Consider the following 18,615-nt stretch of genomic DNA (forward strand, 5'->3'; position numbering starts at 1 on the left):
GCCCGATGTTGCGGGGGTGGCTGAACGCTCGGGCCGTCAAGCGGTTCGAGCGGGTGCAGGACGAGGCACGCATGGCGCGCCGGCAGCTGTACGACGCCGGCCGGTTCGCGGCGTACGCGGAGGCGCTGAAGGACCTCGAGCCCGGCTACCACGAGCCGCGGGTGATCGGCGCGGGCGAGCAGGTCGCGCACACCCGGATCGAGCGGTGTTGCGCACTGGTACGGGCGGGCCGCCCCGCCGAGGCCGAGGCCGAAGCCGCGCAGTTCGTCGCGGACGGGTGGAGCGACTGGCTGCAGGTCCGGCTGCGGCACTGCATGCAGTACGCCCATCGCGACGAGCCGTCGCCGTTCATGTCGTTGCACACCGAACGGACCGGCTGGATCCGCCTGTACGACGACTGGCTCCCACCGGGCCAGGTCGAGCACCCCACGACTGAGCTGCTGCGCACGGGGATCCGGCAGGGTTGGCTGCTCGCCGCGGAGCACGACCAGCTCGCCGCCTGGGTCGACGGCGTCGGCGACCGCCAGCTCGCCGACGTCGTGCGCCACATCGAGCGCTGGGACTAGAAGCCCAGGCGGCCGAACCTGCTGCGGTGGAAGACGAGCGGGGACGGGTCGGGCAGGGCCGAGCGGCCCGCGGCGCTGAGCCGCAGCAGGACAATGGTGTGGTCGCCGGCGGGGACCTCGTTGTAGATCGTGGTGTCGAAGTGGGCCAGGCCGTCGTCGAGGATGAGGGCACCGTCGGCGGTGGCGGTGACGGGCAGGCCGTCGAAGCGCCGGTCGACGGCGCCCGCGAGCTGGCGGGCGACGGCGGAGTGGTGCTCGGCGAGGATCGTGACTCCCAGGTGGGCGGCGCGGCGCAGGTCGGGCCACGTCTTCGACGTGTTCGCGATGCAGAACGACACCAGCGGCGGGTCCAGCGAGACGGACGTGAAGGAGCTCGCGGCCAGGCCGACGGGCACGCCGTCGACCAGCGCGGCGACCGCGACCACGCCGCTGGGGAAGATGCCGAACACCTCGCGCAGGCGGGCCGGGTCGAGGTCCTGGTTGGTCCGCAGCGTGCTCATCGGGTCACCGCCCCGCCGAACGGCACGGAAGCGGTCGCCCCGGCGGGTGGCGCGGGATGCCGCCAGAGGCCGCGGGCGGCCAGCTCGGGCAGGACGCCTTCGCCGAAGCGGTACGCCTCCTCCAGGTGCGGGTAGCCGGACAGCACGAACTCGGTGATGCCGGCCGCCGCGTACTCCTCGATGAGGTCGGCGATCTGCCGGTGGCTGCCGACGAGCGCGGTGCCGGCGCCGCCGCGGACGAGCCCGACGCCTGCCCACAGGTTCGGGTGGATCTCCAGGCCGTCCTTGGTGCCGCCGTTGAGGTCGAGCATCCGCCGCTGCCCCTCGGACTCGCTGCGGCGCAGCCCGTCCTGGACCTGGCGGATCTGCTCCTCGGAGATGCCGGCGAGCAGCCGGTCGGCCTCCGCCCACGCCTCCTCGGCGGTGTCGCGGGCGATGGTGTGCACCCGCAGCCCGTACGCCAGCTGCCGGCCCTCCGCGTCGGCGAGGTCGCGGACCCGGGCGACCTTCGCGGCCACGGCCGCCGGTGGCTCGCCCCAGGTGAGGTAGACGTCGACGTGACGGGCCGCGACGTCGAGGGCCGCCGGGGACGAGCCGCCGAAGTACACCTGCGGCAGCGGCGCGGGGATCTGCGCGAGCACCGCGTCGGACAGCTGGAAGTGCCGGCCCTCGAAGGTGACGGGCTTGCCGGACCACAGGTCGCGGACGATCTCCAGGAACTCGCCGCAGCGCTCGTAGCGGGCGTCCTTGTCCAGGAAGTCGCCGTACATGCGCTGCTCGTGGCTCTCGCCGCCGGTGACGACGTTGAGCAGCAGCCGGCCGCCGGACAGGTTCTGGAAGGTGCCGGCCATCTGCGCGGCGAGGAACGGCGAGGTGAGGCCGGGGCGGAACGCGACGAGGAACTTCAGCCGCTCGGAGACGCTCGCCAGCATGGCGGTGGTGATCCAGGCGTCCTCGCACCACGCCCCGGTGGGGGTGAGCGCTGCCTCGAAGCCGAGCTGCTCGGCGGAGCGCGCGATCTGGCCGAGGTACGGCACGGAGGCCGGGCGGCCGGCGGCACCGGCTGGGGTGCCGTGTCCGCCGCCGACGACCTGCCGGCCGTCTCCGCCGTTGGTGGGCAGGAACCAGTGGAACTTGAGGTCGGTCATCACGCCTGTCCGTGGTTTGGGGGTGGGGTACCGTCGACGGCCCAGCGGCCGAGGTGCTGGATCTTCCATGTGGTCGGGTCGTGAAGGGTGTGCGTGCGGGCGTTGCGCCAGTGCCGGTCGAGGCCGAGCCCCGCGGCCGCGGACCGGGTGCCGGCGACCTCGAAGAGGCGGCTGCCGGCGTCGACCGCGGCGCGGCTGGTGGTGGCCCGCGCGGCGGCGACGGCGAGCGACGCCGCGCCGGTGAGGGCGGCAGCGTCGGCACGGGCGGCGTCCGCCGAAAGCCCCGTACCGGTACGGGCGGGGTCCGCCGTGAGCGCGGCGTCGGCCCGGTCGATCGCCCTGGCCGCCTCGGCGAGCAGCGCCTCCCCCGCCCGGACGGCCAGCTCCAGCTCGCCGAACGCGTGCACGACGAGCGGGTCGTCCGCGGCCCGGTCGACCCCCGCGTCGGGGTACGGGCGGCTGCGCTCCCGCACGAACGCGGCGGCCTCCGTGAGCGCGGCGCGGGCGATCCCGGCGTCGATGGCGGCGTGCAGCACCTGCGCGAACGCGCCGTAGGTCTGCGGCCCGTCGAACGTCACCGCGTACGGTGTGATCAGCGAGTCGGGGACGTCGACGCCGCGCAGCACGACGGAGCCGCTGGCGGTGGTGCGCTGGCCGAGGCCGTCCCAGTCGTCGATGACCTCCACGCCGTCCGCGTGCCGGTCGACCCACGCGACGTGCAGCGGCCCGTCGGGCCCGAGGTGGGCGAGCACGGGGATGCGGTGCGCGAGCAGCGCCCCGGTGGCGTAGAACTTGCGGCCGTCGAGGCGCCAGCGGTCGTCGCCAAGAGCGGTCAGCGTGGTCCGGATGTCCCGGACGTGCTTCGTGCCGGCCTCGGACTGGGCGTTGCCGAAGCGGCGCCCCGCGAGCACCTCCCCGAAGAGCTGCCGCCGCTGGGCGTCGGTGCCGTTGCGGCGCAGCTGGCCGATGTACGCGTAGTGGCTGTGCGGGATCTGCGCGATGTTCGGGTCGCCGGTCGCCAGCAGCCGGACGACCTCGGCGACGGTCTCCACGGGCAGGCCGGCGCCCCCGTACGGTACGGGCACGGTGATGGCGAGGAGCCCGGACGCGCTGAGCTCGTCGAGCTCCGTGACCGGCAGCACCCGCCGCGCGTCCCGGTCGGCGGCATCACTGGCGAAGCTGCGCGCGAGCCCGGCGGCGACCTCGACAGCCGCGCCGGCGGTGAGCACGGGGACGGTGGTGAGTGCCCGGGTCATGCGCCCTCCCGCAGCTTCGCGTACGCCGCGCTGGGGCTGGTCCCGTCCAGGAGGTACTGCCCGACGATCCGGTCGCGGTAGATCACCGGGTTGTGGGAGGCGAGGGTACGGGCGTTGCGCCAGTGCCGGTCGAGCCGGAACCGTTCGGTGACCGCGGACGCGCCGCCGACCTCGAACAGCTCGGTGGTCAGGTCGAGGACGAGCCGCGCGACCACGCCCTGCGCCCCGAAGACCGCGACGTCCGCGACGTCCGCGCGGTCTGCAAAGCGGTCGGAGTCGGGCTCGGACCGCGCGGCCGAGATGGCGCCGGCCACCGACAGGACCGCGGCGGACACGACGGTCGAGGCGCCGGCGAGACGGCCGACGACCTGCTGCACCTGCGGGTCGGTGGCCGGCGACGGGTGCGCGGGGTTGTGCAGGTTGCGGGTGCGCCCGTTCACGTAGGCGATCGTGTCGGCGACCGCGGCCCTGGCGATGCCGGCCAGGCTCGCCAGGTGTACCAGCTGAAACACCGCCATCAGGGTGGAGCGGGTCTCCTCGAAGGGCTCGACGTCCTCGGCGGCGACCGGCACGTCCTCGAAGATCGTGGTGCCGCTGCCGGTGAGCCGCTGCCCGAAGCCGTCCCAGTCGTCGATTCGGGTCACGCCGGGCGCGGATGCGGGGACGAGGACGTTCACCGTGCCGTCCTTCCCGGCGGCGGTGGTCTGGATCCAGTCGGCGAAGAGGCTGCCGGTGGAGTAGAACTTCCGGCCGTCGAGCCGGTAGCCGTCACCGGCGGGGCGCAGCGTGCTCTCGGGGGCGAACCAGGAGGTGCTGGCGCGTTCGCTCTGCGCGTTGCCGACGATCACGCCGGCCGCGATCCGCCGCAGCCATCGGTCGCGGACCTCCGAAGAAGCGTGCGCGAGGCGGCTCTCAACGAAGCCGATGTGCCCGCGCAGCAGCTGCGGCAGGTTCGAGTCGGCCCGGCCGAGCTCGATGAGCTGCTCGGTGAACTCGGGCAGGGTGGCGCCGAGCCCCCCGTGCTCGACGGGGATCCGCAGCTTCGTGAACCCGGCCTCCCGCAGCCACTCGACCTCCTCGGCCGGCAGCCGCCGGTCGGCCTCCCGCTCGACGGTGCCCTCGGCGATGCGCGCGAAGACGGGGGCGAAGCGCTCGGTGAACGTCATGACGCCCCCAGCCGGGGCACCGCGGTCAGCAGTTGCCGCGTGTACGGGTGCCGCGGCCGCTCGAAGACGTCGGCGGCGGTGCCGTGCTCGACGATCCGGCCGTCCTTCATGACCAGGATCCGGTCGCTGACGTGGTGGATGACGCCGAGGTCGTGGGAGATGAACAGGTAGCTGACCCCGAGCTCGTGCTGCAGGTCGGTGAGCAGGTCGAGCACCTGCGCCTGGATCGACACGTCGAGCGCGGAGACCGGCTCGTCGCACACGACGACCTTCGGCTCGGGCGCGAGCGCGCGGGCGATCGCGACCCGCTGCCGCTGCCCGCCCGACAGCCGCAGCGGCGCCGCGTCGAGGTGGGCGGCGCCGAGGCCGACCTGTTCGAGGAGCCGCACGGCCCGCTCCCGGGCCTCGGCCTTCGAGCCGGGCGGCCGGTCGCCGGTGCCGAGCGCGTCGGTCAGGATGCGGCCGACGGACCAGCGCGGGTCGAAGGAGCTGTGCGGGTCCTGGTAGACGACGCCGACCTGTCTGCGCAGCGGCCGGCGGCGCTCGCTGGTCAGCGCCGACCAGGGTTCGCCGTGCAGCAGCACCTCACCCGACGTCGCCGCCAGGAGGGCGAGGGCGATCCGGGCGGTGGTGGTCTTGCCGGAGCCGGACTCGCCGACGATGCCGAGGGTCTCGCCGCCGAACAGCTCGAACGACACGTCGTCGACGACGGTCCGGTCCACCTTGTCGGGTCCGCGGAACACCTTCGTGAGGTGCCGCGCCTCCAGCACGGGCCGGCCGCGGTCGATCGTCCTCGGCTTGCGGTCCACTGTGGACGGGCCGCTCAGCCTGGTGCCGCGGGTGTGCTCGGACGGGATCGCGGCGAGCAGCATCCGCGTGTAGTCGTGCCGCGGCTCGTACAACACCTGCGCCGCCGGGCCGTGCTCGACGATCTCGCCGTCGCGCATCACGGCGACCTCGTCCGCGAGCCGCGCCACGACGGACAGGTCGTGGCTGATCAGAATGATCGACGTCCCGCGGGCCTTCGACGCGGCGAGCAGGTCGAGCACCTGAGCCTGGACGGTGACGTCGAGCGCGGTCGTCGGCTCGTCGGCGATGAGCAGCGGCGGGTCCAGGGCGATCGCCGACGCGATCAGCGCCCGCTGCCGCAGGCCACCGGACAGCTCGTACGGCCGTTGCCGCGCCCGCACCGACGGCTCCGGCACCCCGACGGACCCGAGGAGCTCGACGGCCTTGTCGGCCCGTTCGGCGCGGCCGCCCCACCCGTGGATCCGCAGCGGCTCGGACACCTCGTCGCCGACCCGGCGCAGCTGGTCGAGGGAGACGAGCGCGTCCTGCAGCACGAAGCCGACCCGGCGGCCGCGGACGGCCCGCCACGCCCGCTCCGAGGTGTGCAGCAGGTCGGTGCCGGCCAGGTCGATCCGGTCCGCGGTGACGCGGGCGCTGGCGCCGGTGAGCCCGACGAGGGTGCGGGCGGTGACGCTCTTGCCGGATCCTGACTCGCCGACGATCGCGAGGCACTGCCCGGGCCGTGCGGTGAACGAGATCCCCTTGACGACCTCGTCGCCGCCGAACGCCACCCGCAGGTTCTCGACCCGCAGCAGCGTCGCCTGTTTCACCAACGGTCGTGCGTCCACTGTGGTCATCGGGCGGCTCCTCCGAGTCGGTGCTGCAGGGTGCGGCCGAGCGAGGTCACGGACAGCGCCACCAGCACGATCACGACGCCGGGCAGGATCTCCAGCCACCACGAGGTGGTGATGTGCAGGCGGCCGGCGTCCAGCAGCGCGCCCCACTCGGAGCTGGGCGGGGCGACGCCGAGGCCGAGGAACGACAGCGCCGACGCCCACACGATCGACTGGCCGACGCCGAGGGTCGCGACCGCGACGAGCGGCCGCATGGCGTTGGGGAACAGGTGCCGCCGGATGACGGTGAGCCTGCCGTGCCCGAGCGCGGTGGCCGCCTCGATGAACCCGGCCTGCCGCACGGCGAGGACCTGTCCGCGGATCATCCGGGCGTACCCGGGCGCGGAGCCGATCCCGACCGCGACGATCGACGTGGCGAGCGACGGGCCGCGGACCGCGATGACCAGCAGGGCCAGCAGCAGCGACGGGAACGCGAACGCGACCTCGAGGACCCGGGTGATGGCCGCGTCGACGACCCCGCCGGCGAGCGCCGCCGTGAAGCCCAGGCCGATCGCGAAGGCGAACGCCAGCGCGGTCGCGCCCAGGCCGAGGCCGAGCGACTCGCGCGCCCCGTAGATGACGCGGGTGAGCAGGTCGCGGCCGGCGTCGTCGGTGCCGAACGGATGTTGCAGCGACGGCGCCCGCAGGGTCGCGGTCAGGTCGATCGCGGTCGGGCTGTCGCCGGTGAGCAGCCACGGCGCGATCGCGGCGACGACCACGAACCCGACGACGAGCAGGGAGAACACCGTGCCGGGCCGCGGCAGGCTCACGGTTCGCCGCGCTGAGACGGACAGCGTGGTCATCGGGCACCCGCCGTCCGCAGCCGCGGGTCGATCAGCGCGTACGCGAGGTCGACCAGCAGGTTGGCGACGACGTAGATGGCGGCGACGACCAGCACGATCCCGGACACCGTCGGCAGGTCGCGGGTGTTGACCGCGGTGACGAGCACCTGCCCGAGCCCGGGCCGGCCGAAGATGTTCTCGGCGATGACGGCGCCGGAGACGAGCGCGCCGAGCGCCCAGCCGGACAGGGTGACCGCCGGGAGGATCGCGTGCCGCAGCACGTGCCGCAGCCGCACGCCAAGGTCCGACATCCCGCGGGTGCGGGCGGTGGTCACGAACGGCTGCCGCAGCACCTGCTCGAACTCGTCGCGGGTCACCTGGCCGAGGAAGCCGGCGAGCGGGATCGCGAGCGTGAGCACCGGCAGGACGCTCCCCCAGGCGCTGGTGCCCCCGATGATCGGGAACGCCCGCAGCTGGACGGCGAAGACGACGAGGAGCACGACCCCGACCCAGTAGTGCGGCAGGCTCGCCGTCAGCGCCTCCCAGGTGGTGCCGAGGCCGGTCAGGAACCGGCCTCGTTTCACGGTCAGCAGGGTGATGCCGAGGGCGAGCGCCCAGGCGACGAGCAGCGCCGCGCCGGTCAGGGTCAGGCTCGGCAGCAGCTGCCCGCCGATGATCTCCAGGACCGGCCGTTTCTGGGTGTACGACGTGCCCAGGTCACCGTGCAGCAGCCCGTTCAGGTAGTCCAGGTACTGCACGACGACCGGGTCGTCGAACCCGAACCGCTCGTTGAGCGGCGCGAGCTCCGCGGCGCTCCACCGCTTGTCCTGCCCGGTCTGCAGGTTCATCAGCGTGTTGGCCCGGTCGCCGGGGACGGCCAGCTGGGCGAAGAACGTGACGGACGCGGCGGCCACGATCACCGCCAGGGACGCCACGGTCTTGAACACCACCCGGATGACGGCGCTCATCCGACGAAGTACGCGTCGGAGAAGACCGGCTCGCCCTGGCTCTTCTCGAGCCACACGTTCTTCAGGTTCTGGGCGACGGCGTAGGTGGAGTTCTGCGTGTACAGGCCGATCCCGGCCGCGTCGTCCTGGATGATCTGCTGTGCCTTGCCGTACAGGGCGTTGGCCTTCGCGGCGTCGGCCTCGGCGTTGGCCTGCTGGATCGTGGTGGACAGCGTCTCGTTGTTGTAGAAGGACCGGTTGCTGCCGTTCGGCTTCTCCGCGGTCGAGGGCCGCCACACGATCCACAGGATCGCGGCGCTCGGGCTGGTCCAGTAGGACGGGGTGGCGTCGAACGTGCTCGGGTCGGAGTACTTGCCGCCCCAAAGCTCGGCCTGGGTCGCGGGGATCAGCTTCACGTCGAAGCCGACCTGCTTCCACTGCTCCTGCAGCACCTGCAGGACGGTCGCGCCCTCCTGGGTGAAGATGAACCCGGAGCCGTAGACGAGCTTGATGGTGAGCGGCTGGCCGTCCTTGGTGCGGACCTTGTCGGCGTTGCGGCCCGTCCAGCCGGCCTCGTCGAGCAGCTGGTTGGCCTTGGCCGGGTCGTAGGCGTAGGCCTTGGCCGCCTCGGCGTTGTAGCCGGGCGTGGACTGGCTGACCGCGGGGTTGCCCTCGTACGGGATGACGCCGTGGAAGCCGGCCTCGACGGCGGCCTTCCGGTCCGCGCCGTAGGCGAACGCCTTGCGCACCGCGGCGTCGGTGAACGGGCCGGTCTTCGTGTTGATGTAGAACGAGACGGGCTTGCCGGGCGTGATGTAGCGGATCGTCTGGTACCGCGAGGTCGCGTCCTTCCAGTTGACCGTCGGCACCTCGTACACCACGTGGGACTCACCGGTGCTCAGCGACGCGTAGCGGGAGACGCCGTCGGCGATGAACTTCCAGCGCACCTCGTCGACGATCGCCGGGCCCTCGTGCTTCGCGGTGGCCGGCCAGGACGTGTAGGCCGGGTTCTTGGCGAGCACGACCTCCTCGCCGTGCTTCCACTCCTTGACGGTGAAGCCGCCGGAGCCGATCGGCTTCTCGCAGTTCTCCTTCTCCGTGCGGCTCTTGTACGCCGTCGGCGACTGGATGCCGAAGTAGCCCTGCGTGATGAGGTTCAGGAACGGCGGGTACGGCGAGTTCAGCGAGATCTCGACGGTCCTGGCGTCGACGGCCTTCGCCGACTTGTAGTACGGGTCGATGGAGACCTTGGCGGTGCTGTTGCCGCCCTTGTTCTCCCACAGGTCGAAGTTCCAGGCGACCGCCTCGGCGTCGACCGGCGTGCCGTCGGTGAACTTCACGCCGTCCTTGAGGGTGAAGGTGTACGTGAGGCCGTCCGCGGACGCCGCCCACTTCGTCGCCAGCCACGGCTGGACGCTGCCGTCCTCGGCGAGCGTGACGAGGCCGTCGAGGACCTGGCGGGAGATGTACGCCTGCTGGATCCAGCCGCCGAAGATGCATGGCGGCTCCTGGACGTGCCCGTACACGATGGTGCCGCCGGTCTTCGGCGTCCCGTCGCCGGTCGCCTCCGCGGCGCCGCATGCGCTCAGCGACGCGGTCGCCAGGATGAGGGCAACAAGGGTTCTTCTCACGGGGTTTCCTTCACTGGATCGGTGATGCCGCTGACCGGGAGGTGGGCGCCGCCGCGGTACCGCGTGCCGAAGTGCCGGCCGGGTAGCCGGTCGCCGTCGCCGAAGATGCGATCGCGCAGGGACTCGCGCTCGTCGTATTCGCTCCGCAGGCGGCCGCGCTGCCGAAGGACGGGCACGACGTGCTCGATGAAGTCGCGGGTGGTCTCGTGGGAGTGGTACTGCAGCAGGTTGATGCCGTCGATGCCGACCTCGTCGAGCCAGCGCTCGATCTCGTCGGCGACCTGCTGCGGGTCGCCGACGGCCAGCAGCGGCTGCCGGCCCAGGTCGCCGAAGCCCTGCAGGAGCTCGCCGACGGTCTGCTCGGGGTCGATGACGCGGAACCGGCTGACCCGGCCCTCGCCGCCGCTGGCGACGTCGCCGACCTTCGCGTCCGGCGGGAAGGCGGTCGGGTCCCAGGGCAGGCCCGCGTGGGCGAGGTAGCCCTCGGCGTTGGCGAGCTCCTGGTACCGCGCGAACTTCGCCTTCGCCTCGGTCTCGGTCGGCGCCACGACGACGCCGGCGATGGTGATGAACTTGACGTCGCCGGCGCGCCGCCCGGCGGCGACGGCCGCCTCGCGGATGCCCGCGATCGTCTTCTGCAGGGCCTCGGTGGACGGGCCGCCGGTGAAGACGACCTCGGCGTGCTTGCCGGCGAACCTGGTGCCGGCCGCGCTGGCGGTGGCCGTGAACAGCACCGGGGTGCGCTGCCGGCTCGGCGACGGCAGGTGCGGCCCCTCGACCTTGAAGTACTCGCCCTCGTGGTGGATCGGGCGGATCTTCGCCGGGTCGGCGAACACGTTGCCGTCCCGGTCGGCGACGATCGCGTCGTCGTCCCAGGAGCCTTCCCACAGCTTGTACAGCACGTCGAGGTACTCGTCGGCCCGCTCGAACCGGTTGTCGTGCTCGACCTCGTCGTCGTGGCCGAAGTTGCGGGCCGCGTTGGGCAGGTAGGACGTGACGATGTTCCAGCCGACCCGGCCCTTGGTGAGGTGGTCGAGGGTGCTGGCCCGGCGCGCCCACGCGAACGGCGGCTCGTAGGTGGTGGAGAACGTGATGCCGAACCCGAGGTGCTTCGTGACGGCCGCCATCGCCGGCACCACCGACGCCGGGTCGTTGTTGGGGATCTGCAGGCCCTGCCGGATGGCGGTGGCCGCGGAGCCGCGGAACGTGTCGTAGGTGCCGACGACGTCGGCGAGGAAGACCGCGTCGAAGCCGCCCTCCTCGAGCAGCACGGCGAGCTCGGTCCAGTACTCGATGTCGTTGAACCGCTCGCGGTTGTTGTCCGGCAGCCGCCACAGCCCGTGGGTGATGTGGCTGACGCAGTTCATCTCGAACAGGTTGAGGATGAGGCGCTTCACGACGCTGCTCCCACTCGTGCCCGCCGGTACCGCGCCGCCGGGTGCGTCACGGGCAGCCGGTCGCCGTGGCCGAAGAGCTTCTGGCGCAGCGTGCCCTCGCGGTACTCGCGCCGGGCCAGACCGCGGTCGCGCAGCACCGGGATGACGTGGTCGACGAACTCCTCGTAGCTGCCGGGGATCTCGGCGTTGACGACGTTGATGCCGTCGACGCCCGCGGCCCGCCAGCGCTCCAGCTGGTCGGCGATCTGCTCCGGGGTGCCGGTGACGCGGCCGTTGTGGGAGGTGTAGTGCGCGACGTCGCGCAGCGTCGGCGGGCGGTCGGTGACCAGGTCGTTGATCCAGCCGAGGATCGACTGGACGCCCTCGGTCTTCAGCTCGCCGACGGGCCGGTCGAGGTCTCTGAGGGCCTCGTGACCGAGGTCGATGCCGATCGCGCCCGACATGTGCGACAGCTGGGCGTCGTAGTCGATCCACTGGTCGAGCTCGTCGCTGCGGCGCTTCGCCTCCTCCTCCGTGGAGCCGACGACGAAGTGCAGGCCCTGGAAGAACTTCAGGTCGTGCGGCGAGCGGCCGAGCTGGACGGCGCGGGCGCGGATGTCGGCGGTGTCGCGGGCGGCGGCCTCGACGCCCGGCGCGACGATGAACACCGCCTCGGCGTTCTTCGCGGCGAACGTGCGGCCCGCCTCCGACGCGCCGGCCTGGAAGAGCAGCGGCGTTCGCTGCGGCGACGGGCTCACCAGGTGCGGGCCTTCCACCTTGTACCGCGGGCCCTCGTGGTCGATCCGGTGGATCTTGTCGTAGTCGGCGTGGATGCCGGTCGCGCGGTCCTGGACGAGCGCGTCGTCCTCCCACGAGCCTTCCCACAGCTTGTACGTGACGTCGACGTACTCGTCGGCCCACGCGTAGCGCTCGTCGTGCTTCGTCAGCCCTTCCAGGCCGAAGTTGCGCGACGCGTTGGGCAGGTAGTTCGTGACGATGTTCCAGGCGATGCGGCCCTTGCTGGCATGGTCGAGCGTGGAGATGCGGCGGGCGAAGTTGAACGGGTGCTCCTGCAGGATCGACGCGGTGAAGGCGATCCCGAGGTGCTCCGTCGCGTAGGCGATGGCGCTCGCGAGCACCGAAGGGTCGTTGCTCGGCACCTGCAGGCCGGCCTCGACGTATTTGCGTTCGTCGCCACGGTACGGCGCGTACAGCCCGACCACGTCGGCGAAGAAGATCGCGTCGAACGTGCCGCGCTCCAGGGTCCTGGCGAGGTCGACCCACAGGTCGAGGCTGTTGAAGTCGGCCTGGCGGGCGCCCGGCCGGCGCCAGGTGCCCTGAATGATGTGGCCGGTGGTGTTCATCACGAAAGCGGCGAAGTGCAGGGGTCGCATGCGTCTCTCCTTGTTTCTCTGTAAATACTATAGACTTAGTAGGGTATTGACGCGCAAGACCCCGGGTGGAAGGCGTTGCCGATCCCCCCATCCACGTTTGGAGTGCGCATGCGGATCGAGCAGCTCACATACCTGGCCGCGGTGACCCGGCACGGCTCCCTGCGCCGTGCCGGCGAGGAGCTGCACGTGTCGCAGCCCGCGCTGAGCGAGGCGATCCGCAAGCTCGAACAGGAGCTGGGCGTGCGACTGCTGGACCGGCGCCGCTCGGGCGCCCGGATCAGCGCCGCGGGTCAGGAGCTGCTGCAGCCGATCGTCGACGTCCTGGAGGCCGTGGACCGGCTCAAGGCCGCCGCCGGCAACCAGCGGACCAGCCGGCGGCTGCTGCGCATCGGCACCGTCAACGCCGGCACCGCCGCGCTCGTCCTGCCCGCCGTGCGCGCCTTCCAGGCCGCCGACAGCGCCGCCGTGGTCGAGGTCCGCAACCTTCAGCAGGACGAGATCCACGTGTCACTCGCCGAGGGCACCCTCGACCTGGGCCTCGTCAACCTCCTCGACGGCGACGACGTGCCACCGGACCTCGAGGCGACACCGCTGCTCACCGGCCGCCCCGCCGCCGTCCTGCCCGCCGGCCACCCGCTCGCCGCGGGCGCCGAGGTCACCGTCGACGACCTGCGCTCCGAGCGCTTCGTCGCCATGCGCGCGGGCTACCTCATGCACCGCTTCGCCCACCGCCTCTTCGGCGCCGACCTGCCGGCCCGCTGGCACTCCACCGACGGGGCGGAGATGGGCAAGATGATGGTCGCCGAGGGCATCGGCCTCACCGTCCTGCCCGACTACAGCGTGCACGGCGACCCGCTCGAACGCGCCGGCCTCATCGTCACCAGGCCCCTGCGCGGCGACACCACGGTCGTCACCATGGCCGCCCTGCACCGCCGCCAGCCCCGGGTCCCGCCGGCCATCGTCGAGATCCTGTCCCACCTACGCGCCCGCGCCCGCACCTGACCCTCTCAGGCTCCCGCTTGCAGCCGACCGTCTCAGGCTCCCGCTTGCACCCGCCGGAGGGTCGTGAGCGCCGCCCGTACCGTCGCCGCATCGAGATCCCGGTCGAGATGGCACTCCTCGTGCAGGTGGGCGCCGGGCAGCGCCCTGAGCACCATCACCCGGTCGTCGGCCCACAGCACCTCCGGCTCCCCGAACCACCGGCAGGCGGCCAGCTCACGCCGCCGCCGTCGTGATCGTCTTCACGACAACCGGTACCCCCGGTAGCTGCCGGCGGTCACCAGCGACTTGCCGGTGCGGTGCAGCACCCGGCCGTCACCGTGTCCCGTCCGCCGCCAGCAGCGCGTCCGGCCAGGTCCGCTGGTCAGGGGTGTCGGGGACGGGCACGCCGCGCGCGTCCTCGAGGCGCTGCCAGGCGAGCGCGGGCGGGACGCCGTTGAGGGCCAGGATGCCGACCGCGAGCATGGCCGAGCGCCCGATCCCGAACCGGCAGTGCGTCACCACGTGCCCGCCGGCGCGGACCAGGCCGGCGAGGCGTCGCAGCTCGGGCAGGACCGCTCCGGGCGCCGGCACGCCGCGGTCCGGGATCGGGACCGCCACGAACTCCAGGCCCGCGTCGCCGGCCGCCCGAGGCTCGTCGGCGAGGTCGACCTCGACCAGCTCCTCGGCGGTCAGCGCGCACACCAGCACACCGACGCCGGCCCCGCGCAGGGCGGCCATCTCGTCCGCGAGCCAGTCCCCACCGCGCAGTTTCGCCATGGTACTGACCCGGCCAGGCCCCGGCAGGTCGACGGTGAACAGGTTCGGGCGCATGCGGCTCCGTTTGCTCTGTGGCCCGCCGGCACGGGTAGGCCGTGCCGGCGGACAGCGTGGATGTGGGTCAGGCGACGTCGAGGACCCAGGTGACGCCGAAGCGGTCCTTGAGCATGCCGTACAGCGGCGACCAACCGGACGGCGCGAGGTCCTGGACGATCGTCGCGCCGCTGGACAGCGCCTTCCAGTAGGCGGTGATCTCGCCGGCATCGCTGCCGCGGACCGAGACGAAGACGGGCTTGTCGCCGGCGTCGTACGACAGCGCGGCGGGCACGTCGTAGGCCATGACGTGGAAGCCGTTGTCCGCCCGGACCTGACCCCACATGACGTGCTCCACGTCGTCGGCGTGGGGGACGAGGACGATCTCCCCGCCGAAGGCGGACTGGTAGAACTCCAGCGCCTGACGGGCGTCGCCGCGGAAGTTCAGGTGCGTGGTCGTGGTGATGCTCATCGTATCTCCTCGTGTTTGTCTGGCTGTGCGACCCGAGGCTGCCAGCGGTAGGTGCCAGGTTGTGGCACCTATGGCAGGCAAGATGGATCTCATGCCGAAGACCTCCGCGCGCCTGCTCGCCCTGCTGTCGCTGCTGCAGACGCGGCGGGACTGGCCGGGGCTGCTGCTCGCCGAGCGGCTCGAGGTCAGCCTGCGGACGGTACGCCGGGACGTGGACCGCCTGCGGGAGCTCGGCTACCCGATCGTGGCGCTCAAGGGCCCCGACGGCGGCTACCGGCTCGGCGCCGGCACCGAGCTGCCGCCGCTGCTGTTCGACGACGAGCAGGCCGTCGCGCTGAGCATCGCGCTGCAGGTGGCCGCGACCACCCCCGGCAACGGCACCGCCGAGGCCGCCGCGCGGGCGCTGCACACCGTCAGGCAGGTCATGCCCGCCCGACTACGCCACCGGATCGACACCCTGCACGTCACCGCCGCTGCTCCCGTGCCGGCTGCTGTCGAGGCAACGGTCGGCGGCGATGTACTCATGGCACTCAGCACCGCCGCACACGCCCGGGAGGTCCTGCGCTTCGACTACACCGACCGCGGCACGCGCCGGGTCGAGCCCCACCACGTCGTGACCTGGGCCGGACGCTGGTACCTGGTCGGCTGGGACCTCGACAGGAAAGACTGGCGCATCTTCCGCGCCGACCGGATCACCCTGCGCACCCCGAACGGCCCCCGGTTCACGCCCCGCCCCCTCCCCGGCGGCGACGTCGCCGCATACGTCACCGGCACCTTCCACCGCAACACCTGCCGCGGCGTGGTGATCCTGGACCTCCCGGCCGCCACGGTCGCCCAGTACACCCGCGACGGCATCGTCGAAGAACTCGCCCCCAACCAGTGCCGCCTGACCCTCGAGTCATGGTCATGGATGTCCCTCGCCGCCTCCATCGCCAGATTCGACGCCGACCTCCAGGTCATCGACCCCCCGGAACTCCGCGCCGCCTGCACCCGCCTGGCCCATCGCTTCCTGAACGTGACCCCCTAACCCCTGCTCCACACCGCGCCGCGCCGGCATCGACTACTCGCGCCCAACCGAAGCCCCACACCTCACCCGCACCGGCGACCGGCCCGCACTCACCACCGTGGTCAACCCAGTACACCCCGCACCGAACCCGACCCCACCCACACCAGAACCGCGACAGCCTGAACCACCCCAACCAGAGCCCAACCACCCCCACCACCCGGCACGCCCCACACCAGACCAGCCCACGACACTCGACCGCAAAAGCCGAACTACCTCACGCCCGACCGGAGCCCAAACACCCCGTCCCACACCGCCCCAGCACACCCCGCCCCGACCCCGGCCCAGCCACTCCAGACCGCGGCAGCCTGAACCACCCCTCACCCGACCAGAACCCAACCACCCCCGCCCACCCCGACCCAGCACACTCCCTGCACGGACCCGACCGACCCACTCCAGACCGCAACAGCGTGAACCACCCCTCGCCCGACCAGAACCCAAACACCCCACCTACGCCGACCCAACGCGCACCGCACCGGACCCGCCCACCCATGCCGGGCTGCGGCGGACCCAGACGCCTCGCCAAGGCCGACCCCGCGCACCGCACCGGACCAGGCGCGGGCCGCACGCCGCGGTCACTCGGATGCAACCCCTTCTCCCGGACAACCCAGGGTGCACCCCAAACGGCCCTTGGATCTCGCCTCGCCCCCGCTTCTGGTACAGGCGCTAACCGTCGCTCGGCGGGCCGCCAGGTCGCGACTTCACGACTCTCAGGCCGCGCCGGGCGCGCTCAAACCGTCGCTGGCTCCTCCTGGGCGGCGGCGACCGGCATGCCTCACCGCGCCGAAGGCGTTGAGCGCCACACCCCAGATCAGCAGGACGGTCAGCCACTGCAGCCAGGCCCGCGTGCTCATCTGGCCAGATAAGAGGTGCCGCGCCGTCTCGTACGGTGTGAGCCAACGCCACTCGGCGACGGGAGCCAGCGCGAGCCACACCGCGAACGGCAGGAACGTGGCGGGGAACGCGGCCCAGGGCGAGCGCAGCAGCAGCCCCATGCCGGTGCCGACCAGCTGGGCGAGCACCTGCACCAGCACGCCGCCGGCCGCGATGGTCGCCGCGTGGTCCCATGCGCCTGCCGACGCCTTGAACGCCAGGCCCGTCGCGCAGAACAGCATGCCGAGCGCGCCGACGCCGGCCGCCACCAGGACTGCGGCCAGCAGCGTCGGAGTCAGGCGGGCGCGGATGTCCGAGCGGTGCAGGTCATGGACGAGCAGGATGCCGAGCAGCGGCACGGTGACCGACATCAGACTCTGCGCCGGGTCGCTGAGCCCGGCGAGGGTGCGGTCGGGCGCACCGAGCGCCACCGCCGCGCCCACCAGCAGGGTGGCCGCGACCAGCCAGCGTCGGCGCCTTGTTCCTATGCATCGCCGGATCGCGGTGAGTGTGTGCTGCCACATCGGGTCGCCTCCGTTTCGATCTGAGGCCAACTCTGACGCGGGCAGCTCGGCGGCGCATCGGCCAGATTATGGGGACCGATACCCAACTTTGGTAGGTGCCGCCGCGGCGGTGTCGCTCGTAGGCTGCGTGCATGTCGGCGCTGCTGTTCGCACTGCTCGTCCCCGGCCCCGGGGACGACATGTCGACGCGCCGGCGTGATCGGCTGGCCGACGCGATCGCGATCGGGCTGGCCACGGTGTATGGGGCGCTGATGGTGCCGCTCGGCGACGCGACGAAGCCCGGCGCGGCCATCCCCTGGCAGGTGGACGTGGGCATCGGCGTGCTGTGCGTCCTCACGCTGGTCGTGCGGCGGCGACATCCGCGCGCGGTGGCGCTGGCGCTGCTGCCCTTCGGGGCGGTGTCGGTCATGGCGACCGGGGCGATCACCGTGGCCCTGTTCACGGTCGCGGTCCGGCATCGGGCGGCGGTCGTGCTGTGGCTCGGCGCGGCCAACGTGGCCACCGCCGCCGTGTACTTCCTGCTGCAGCACGACCCGCCGTTCCCCCTGTGGGTCGACCTGCTGATGCGGTCCGTGGTCACGGCCGCGGCCGTCGGGTGGGGACTGTTCGTGCGGGCGTACCGGCGGCTGACCCAGTCACTGCGGGACCATGCGGCGCGTCTCGAGGCCGAGCAGCACCTGCGGGTCGAGCAGGCACGGCTGACCGAGCGCACGCGGATCGCCCGGGAGATGCACGACGTCCTCGCCCACCGGCTGTCGCTGATCAGCCTGCACGCGGGGGCGCTCGAGGTGCGCACCGACGCGCGGCCGGAGGAGACGGCGCTCGCCGCCGGCGCGATCCGGGGCAGCGCGCACGAGGCGCTGCAGGAGCTGCGCACGGTGTTCGGGATCCTGCGGGACCGGCCCGAGCCGCCGCAGCCCGGCCTCGGCGACCTGCCCGACCTCGTCGACACGGCCCGCGCCTCGGGCATGACGGTCGGCTTCATCTCGACGGTACCGGCAGACGGCCCGGCCGTGATGCTCGGGCGGACCGTGTACCGGTTCGTGCAGGAGGGCCTGACGAATGCCCGCAAGCACGCCCCCGGCAGCGACGTCCAGGTGCGCCTCGACGGCACCGCCGGCGCGGAGCTGCGGGTCACGGTCACCAACGACCTGGCCCAGGCGCACCGTTCGCCGATTCCGGGCTCGGGCCTGGGCCTCGTCGGCCTGCGCGAGCGCGTCGCTCTCGCGGGCGGCCGGGTCGAGCACGGCACCGACCGCGACACGTTCCGCCTCCAGGCCTGGCTCCCATGGCCGCCGTAAGCCCACCTCGGCCGAGCGGAGCCGGGCAGCCAATCGGGGTCGGCCGGCCGAGCGGCACCGGACAGCCAGACGGACCCGGGCAGCCAAGCGTGCCCGAGCAACCAGGCAGGGCCGAGCAGCCGAGCGGGACCGAGCAGCCGAGT

General features: G+C 72.6%; 18 protein-coding genes. 4 read left to right on the forward strand and 14 right to left on the reverse strand.

All coding sequences use genetic code 11. The features are described from left to right. Nucleotides 1–5: 5 nt before the first annotated feature. Nucleotides 6–566 (forward strand): hypothetical protein, encoded by a 561-nt coding sequence (locus tag ABZ321_RS27385; protein WP_344499488.1) that lies wholly within the window; start codon nucleotides 6–8, stop codon nucleotides 564–566. Here the strand turns inward: ABZ321_RS27385 and ABZ321_RS27390 are convergent. From ABZ321_RS27390 to ABZ321_RS27435, 10 genes are read right to left on the reverse strand one after another with little or no spacing between them, the layout of a single operon-like run. Next, complete coding sequence (locus tag ABZ321_RS27390) at nucleotides 563–1,066, reverse strand: flavin reductase family protein (RefSeq protein WP_344499486.1); 504 nt, start codon at nucleotides 1,064–1,066, stop codon at nucleotides 563–565. The genes ABZ321_RS27385 and ABZ321_RS27390 overlap by 4 nt on opposite strands. Then, nucleotides 1,063–2,214: an LLM class flavin-dependent oxidoreductase gene (locus tag ABZ321_RS27395; protein ID WP_344499484.1), complete on the reverse strand. Its 1,152-nt coding sequence runs from the start codon at nucleotides 2,212–2,214 to the stop codon at nucleotides 1,063–1,065. The genes ABZ321_RS27390 and ABZ321_RS27395 overlap by 4 nt, the downstream gene beginning before the upstream one ends. Continuing rightward, complete coding sequence (locus tag ABZ321_RS27400; protein ID WP_354896249.1) at nucleotides 2,214–3,470, reverse strand: SfnB family sulfur acquisition oxidoreductase; 1,257 nt, start codon at nucleotides 3,468–3,470, stop codon at nucleotides 2,214–2,216. Before ABZ321_RS27400 ends, ABZ321_RS27395 begins: the two co-directional genes overlap by 1 nt. Then, nucleotides 3,467–4,636, reverse strand: coding sequence for an acyl-CoA dehydrogenase family protein (locus tag ABZ321_RS27405; protein WP_354896252.1), 1,170 nt, complete (start codon nucleotides 4,634–4,636; stop codon nucleotides 3,467–3,469). Before ABZ321_RS27405 ends, ABZ321_RS27400 begins: the two co-directional genes overlap by 4 nt. Beyond that, nucleotides 4,633–6,282, reverse strand: a complete 1,650-nt coding sequence (locus tag ABZ321_RS27410) for an ABC transporter ATP-binding protein (RefSeq protein ID WP_354896255.1) — start codon at nucleotides 6,280–6,282, stop codon at nucleotides 4,633–4,635. The genes ABZ321_RS27405 and ABZ321_RS27410 overlap by 4 nt, the downstream gene beginning before the upstream one ends. After that, nucleotides 6,279–7,121 (reverse strand): ABC transporter permease, encoded by an 843-nt coding sequence (locus ABZ321_RS27415; protein ID WP_354896258.1) that lies wholly within the window; start codon nucleotides 7,119–7,121, stop codon nucleotides 6,279–6,281. Before ABZ321_RS27415 ends, ABZ321_RS27410 begins: the two co-directional genes overlap by 4 nt. Beyond that, nucleotides 7,118–8,068: an ABC transporter permease gene (locus ABZ321_RS27420; RefSeq protein ID WP_354896261.1), complete on the reverse strand. Its 951-nt coding sequence runs from the start codon at nucleotides 8,066–8,068 to the stop codon at nucleotides 7,118–7,120. Before ABZ321_RS27420 ends, ABZ321_RS27415 begins: the two co-directional genes overlap by 4 nt. Next, nucleotides 8,065–9,678 (reverse strand): ABC transporter substrate-binding protein, encoded by a 1,614-nt coding sequence (locus tag ABZ321_RS27425; RefSeq protein ID WP_354896264.1) that lies wholly within the window; start codon nucleotides 9,676–9,678, stop codon nucleotides 8,065–8,067. Before ABZ321_RS27425 ends, ABZ321_RS27420 begins: the two co-directional genes overlap by 4 nt. Continuing rightward, on the reverse strand, nucleotides 9,675–11,075 hold the full coding sequence (locus tag ABZ321_RS27430; RefSeq protein ID WP_354896267.1) for an NtaA/DmoA family FMN-dependent monooxygenase: 1,401 nt from the start codon (nucleotides 11,073–11,075) through the stop codon (nucleotides 9,675–9,677). The genes ABZ321_RS27425 and ABZ321_RS27430 overlap by 4 nt, the downstream gene beginning before the upstream one ends. Continuing rightward, entirely contained in the window at nucleotides 11,072–12,448 is a 1,377-nt protein-coding gene (locus ABZ321_RS27435; protein ID WP_354896270.1) for an LLM class flavin-dependent oxidoreductase, read from the reverse strand. The genes ABZ321_RS27430 and ABZ321_RS27435 overlap by 4 nt, the downstream gene beginning before the upstream one ends. A 108-nt stretch (nucleotides 12,449–12,556) precedes the next feature. Here ABZ321_RS27435 and ABZ321_RS27440 point away from each other — a divergent pair, with 108 nt between their 5' ends. Next, a complete protein-coding gene (locus tag ABZ321_RS27440; protein WP_354896273.1) occupies nucleotides 12,557–13,450 on the forward strand; it encodes a LysR family transcriptional regulator in 894 nt (297 codons plus the stop codon). 32 nt (nucleotides 13,451–13,482) lie between these two features. Here the strand turns inward: ABZ321_RS27440 and ABZ321_RS27445 are convergent, their stop codons facing one another. The 3 genes from ABZ321_RS27445 to ABZ321_RS27455 all read right to left on the reverse strand — a co-directional run bounded on the left by ABZ321_RS27445 (nucleotide 13,483) and on the right by ABZ321_RS27455 (nucleotide 14,711). Then, nucleotides 13,483–13,629, reverse strand: a complete 147-nt coding sequence (locus tag ABZ321_RS27445) for a hypothetical protein (RefSeq protein ID WP_354896276.1) — start codon at nucleotides 13,627–13,629, stop codon at nucleotides 13,483–13,485. 133 nt (nucleotides 13,630–13,762) lie between these two features. Beyond that, nucleotides 13,763–14,260: a tyrosine protein phosphatase gene (locus ABZ321_RS27450; RefSeq protein WP_354896279.1), complete on the reverse strand. Its 498-nt coding sequence runs from the start codon at nucleotides 14,258–14,260 to the stop codon at nucleotides 13,763–13,765. Nucleotides 14,261–14,327: 67 nt separating this feature from the next. Continuing rightward, nucleotides 14,328–14,711: a VOC family protein gene (locus tag ABZ321_RS27455; protein ID WP_344499460.1), complete on the reverse strand. Its 384-nt coding sequence runs from the start codon at nucleotides 14,709–14,711 to the stop codon at nucleotides 14,328–14,330. 91 nt (nucleotides 14,712–14,802) lie between these two features. Here ABZ321_RS27455 and ABZ321_RS27460 point away from each other — a divergent pair, with 91 nt between their 5' ends. After that, complete coding sequence (locus ABZ321_RS27460; RefSeq protein ID WP_354896282.1) at nucleotides 14,803–15,738, forward strand: WYL domain-containing protein; 936 nt, start codon at nucleotides 14,803–14,805, stop codon at nucleotides 15,736–15,738. Between the two features lie 746 nt (nucleotides 15,739–16,484). Here ABZ321_RS27460 and ABZ321_RS27465 read toward each other — a convergent pair. Further along, complete coding sequence (locus tag ABZ321_RS27465; protein ID WP_354896285.1) at nucleotides 16,485–17,171, reverse strand: hypothetical protein; 687 nt, start codon at nucleotides 17,169–17,171, stop codon at nucleotides 16,485–16,487. A 131-nt stretch (nucleotides 17,172–17,302) separates the two neighbouring features. Here ABZ321_RS27465 and ABZ321_RS27470 point away from each other — a divergent pair, with 131 nt between their 5' ends. Then, nucleotides 17,303–18,472 (forward strand): histidine kinase, encoded by a 1,170-nt coding sequence (locus ABZ321_RS27470; protein WP_354896287.1) that lies wholly within the window; start codon nucleotides 17,303–17,305, stop codon nucleotides 18,470–18,472. Nucleotides 18,473–18,615: the final 143 nt, after the last annotated feature.

The sequence above is a fragment of the Dactylosporangium sp. NPDC006015 genome (genome assembly GCF_040614215.1).
Classification (GTDB): Bacteria; Actinomycetota; Actinomycetes; order Mycobacteriales; family Micromonosporaceae; genus Dactylosporangium; species Dactylosporangium maewongense.

What these genes read in the sequence shown, in the direction of transcription:
- ABZ321_RS27385 (WP_344499488.1), top strand. Translation starts at nt 6, where the DNA reads ATGTTGCGGGGGTGGCTGAACGCTCGGGCCGTCAAGCGGTTCGAGCGG.
- ABZ321_RS27405 (WP_354896252.1), bottom strand. Translation starts at nt 4,636, where the DNA reads ATGACGTTCACCGAGCGCTTCGCCCCCGTCTTCGCGCGCATCGCCGAG.
- ABZ321_RS27400 (WP_354896249.1), bottom strand. Translation starts at nt 3,470, where the DNA reads ATGACCCGGGCACTCACCACCGTCCCCGTGCTCACCGCCGGCGCGGCT.
- ABZ321_RS27440 (WP_354896273.1), top strand. Translation starts at nt 12,557, where the DNA reads ATGCGGATCGAGCAGCTCACATACCTGGCCGCGGTGACCCGGCACGGC.
- ABZ321_RS27390 (WP_344499486.1), bottom strand. Translation starts at nt 1,066, where the DNA reads ATGAGCACGCTGCGGACCAACCAGGACCTCGACCCGGCCCGCCTGCGC.
- ABZ321_RS27460 (WP_354896282.1), top strand. Translation starts at nt 14,803, where the DNA reads ATGCCGAAGACCTCCGCGCGCCTGCTCGCCCTGCTGTCGCTGCTGCAG.
- ABZ321_RS27420 (WP_354896261.1), bottom strand. Translation starts at nt 8,068, where the DNA reads ATGAGCGCCGTCATCCGGGTGGTGTTCAAGACCGTGGCGTCCCTGGCG.
- ABZ321_RS27410 (WP_354896255.1), bottom strand. Translation starts at nt 6,282, where the DNA reads ATGACCACAGTGGACGCACGACCGTTGGTGAAACAGGCGACGCTGCTG.
- ABZ321_RS27455 (WP_344499460.1), bottom strand. Translation starts at nt 14,711, where the DNA reads ATGAGCATCACCACGACCACGCACCTGAACTTCCGCGGCGACGCCCGT.
- ABZ321_RS27465 (WP_354896285.1), bottom strand. Translation starts at nt 17,171, where the DNA reads ATGTGGCAGCACACACTCACCGCGATCCGGCGATGCATAGGAACAAGG.
- ABZ321_RS27415 (WP_354896258.1), bottom strand. Translation starts at nt 7,121, where the DNA reads ATGACCACGCTGTCCGTCTCAGCGCGGCGAACCGTGAGCCTGCCGCGG.
- ABZ321_RS27435 (WP_354896270.1), bottom strand. Translation starts at nt 12,448, where the DNA reads ATGCGACCCCTGCACTTCGCCGCTTTCGTGATGAACACCACCGGCCAC.
- ABZ321_RS27450 (WP_354896279.1), bottom strand. Translation starts at nt 14,260, where the DNA reads ATGCGCCCGAACCTGTTCACCGTCGACCTGCCGGGGCCTGGCCGGGTC.
- ABZ321_RS27470 (WP_354896287.1), top strand. Translation starts at nt 17,303, where the DNA reads ATGTCGGCGCTGCTGTTCGCACTGCTCGTCCCCGGCCCCGGGGACGAC.
- ABZ321_RS27395 (WP_344499484.1), bottom strand. Translation starts at nt 2,214, where the DNA reads ATGACCGACCTCAAGTTCCACTGGTTCCTGCCCACCAACGGCGGAGAC.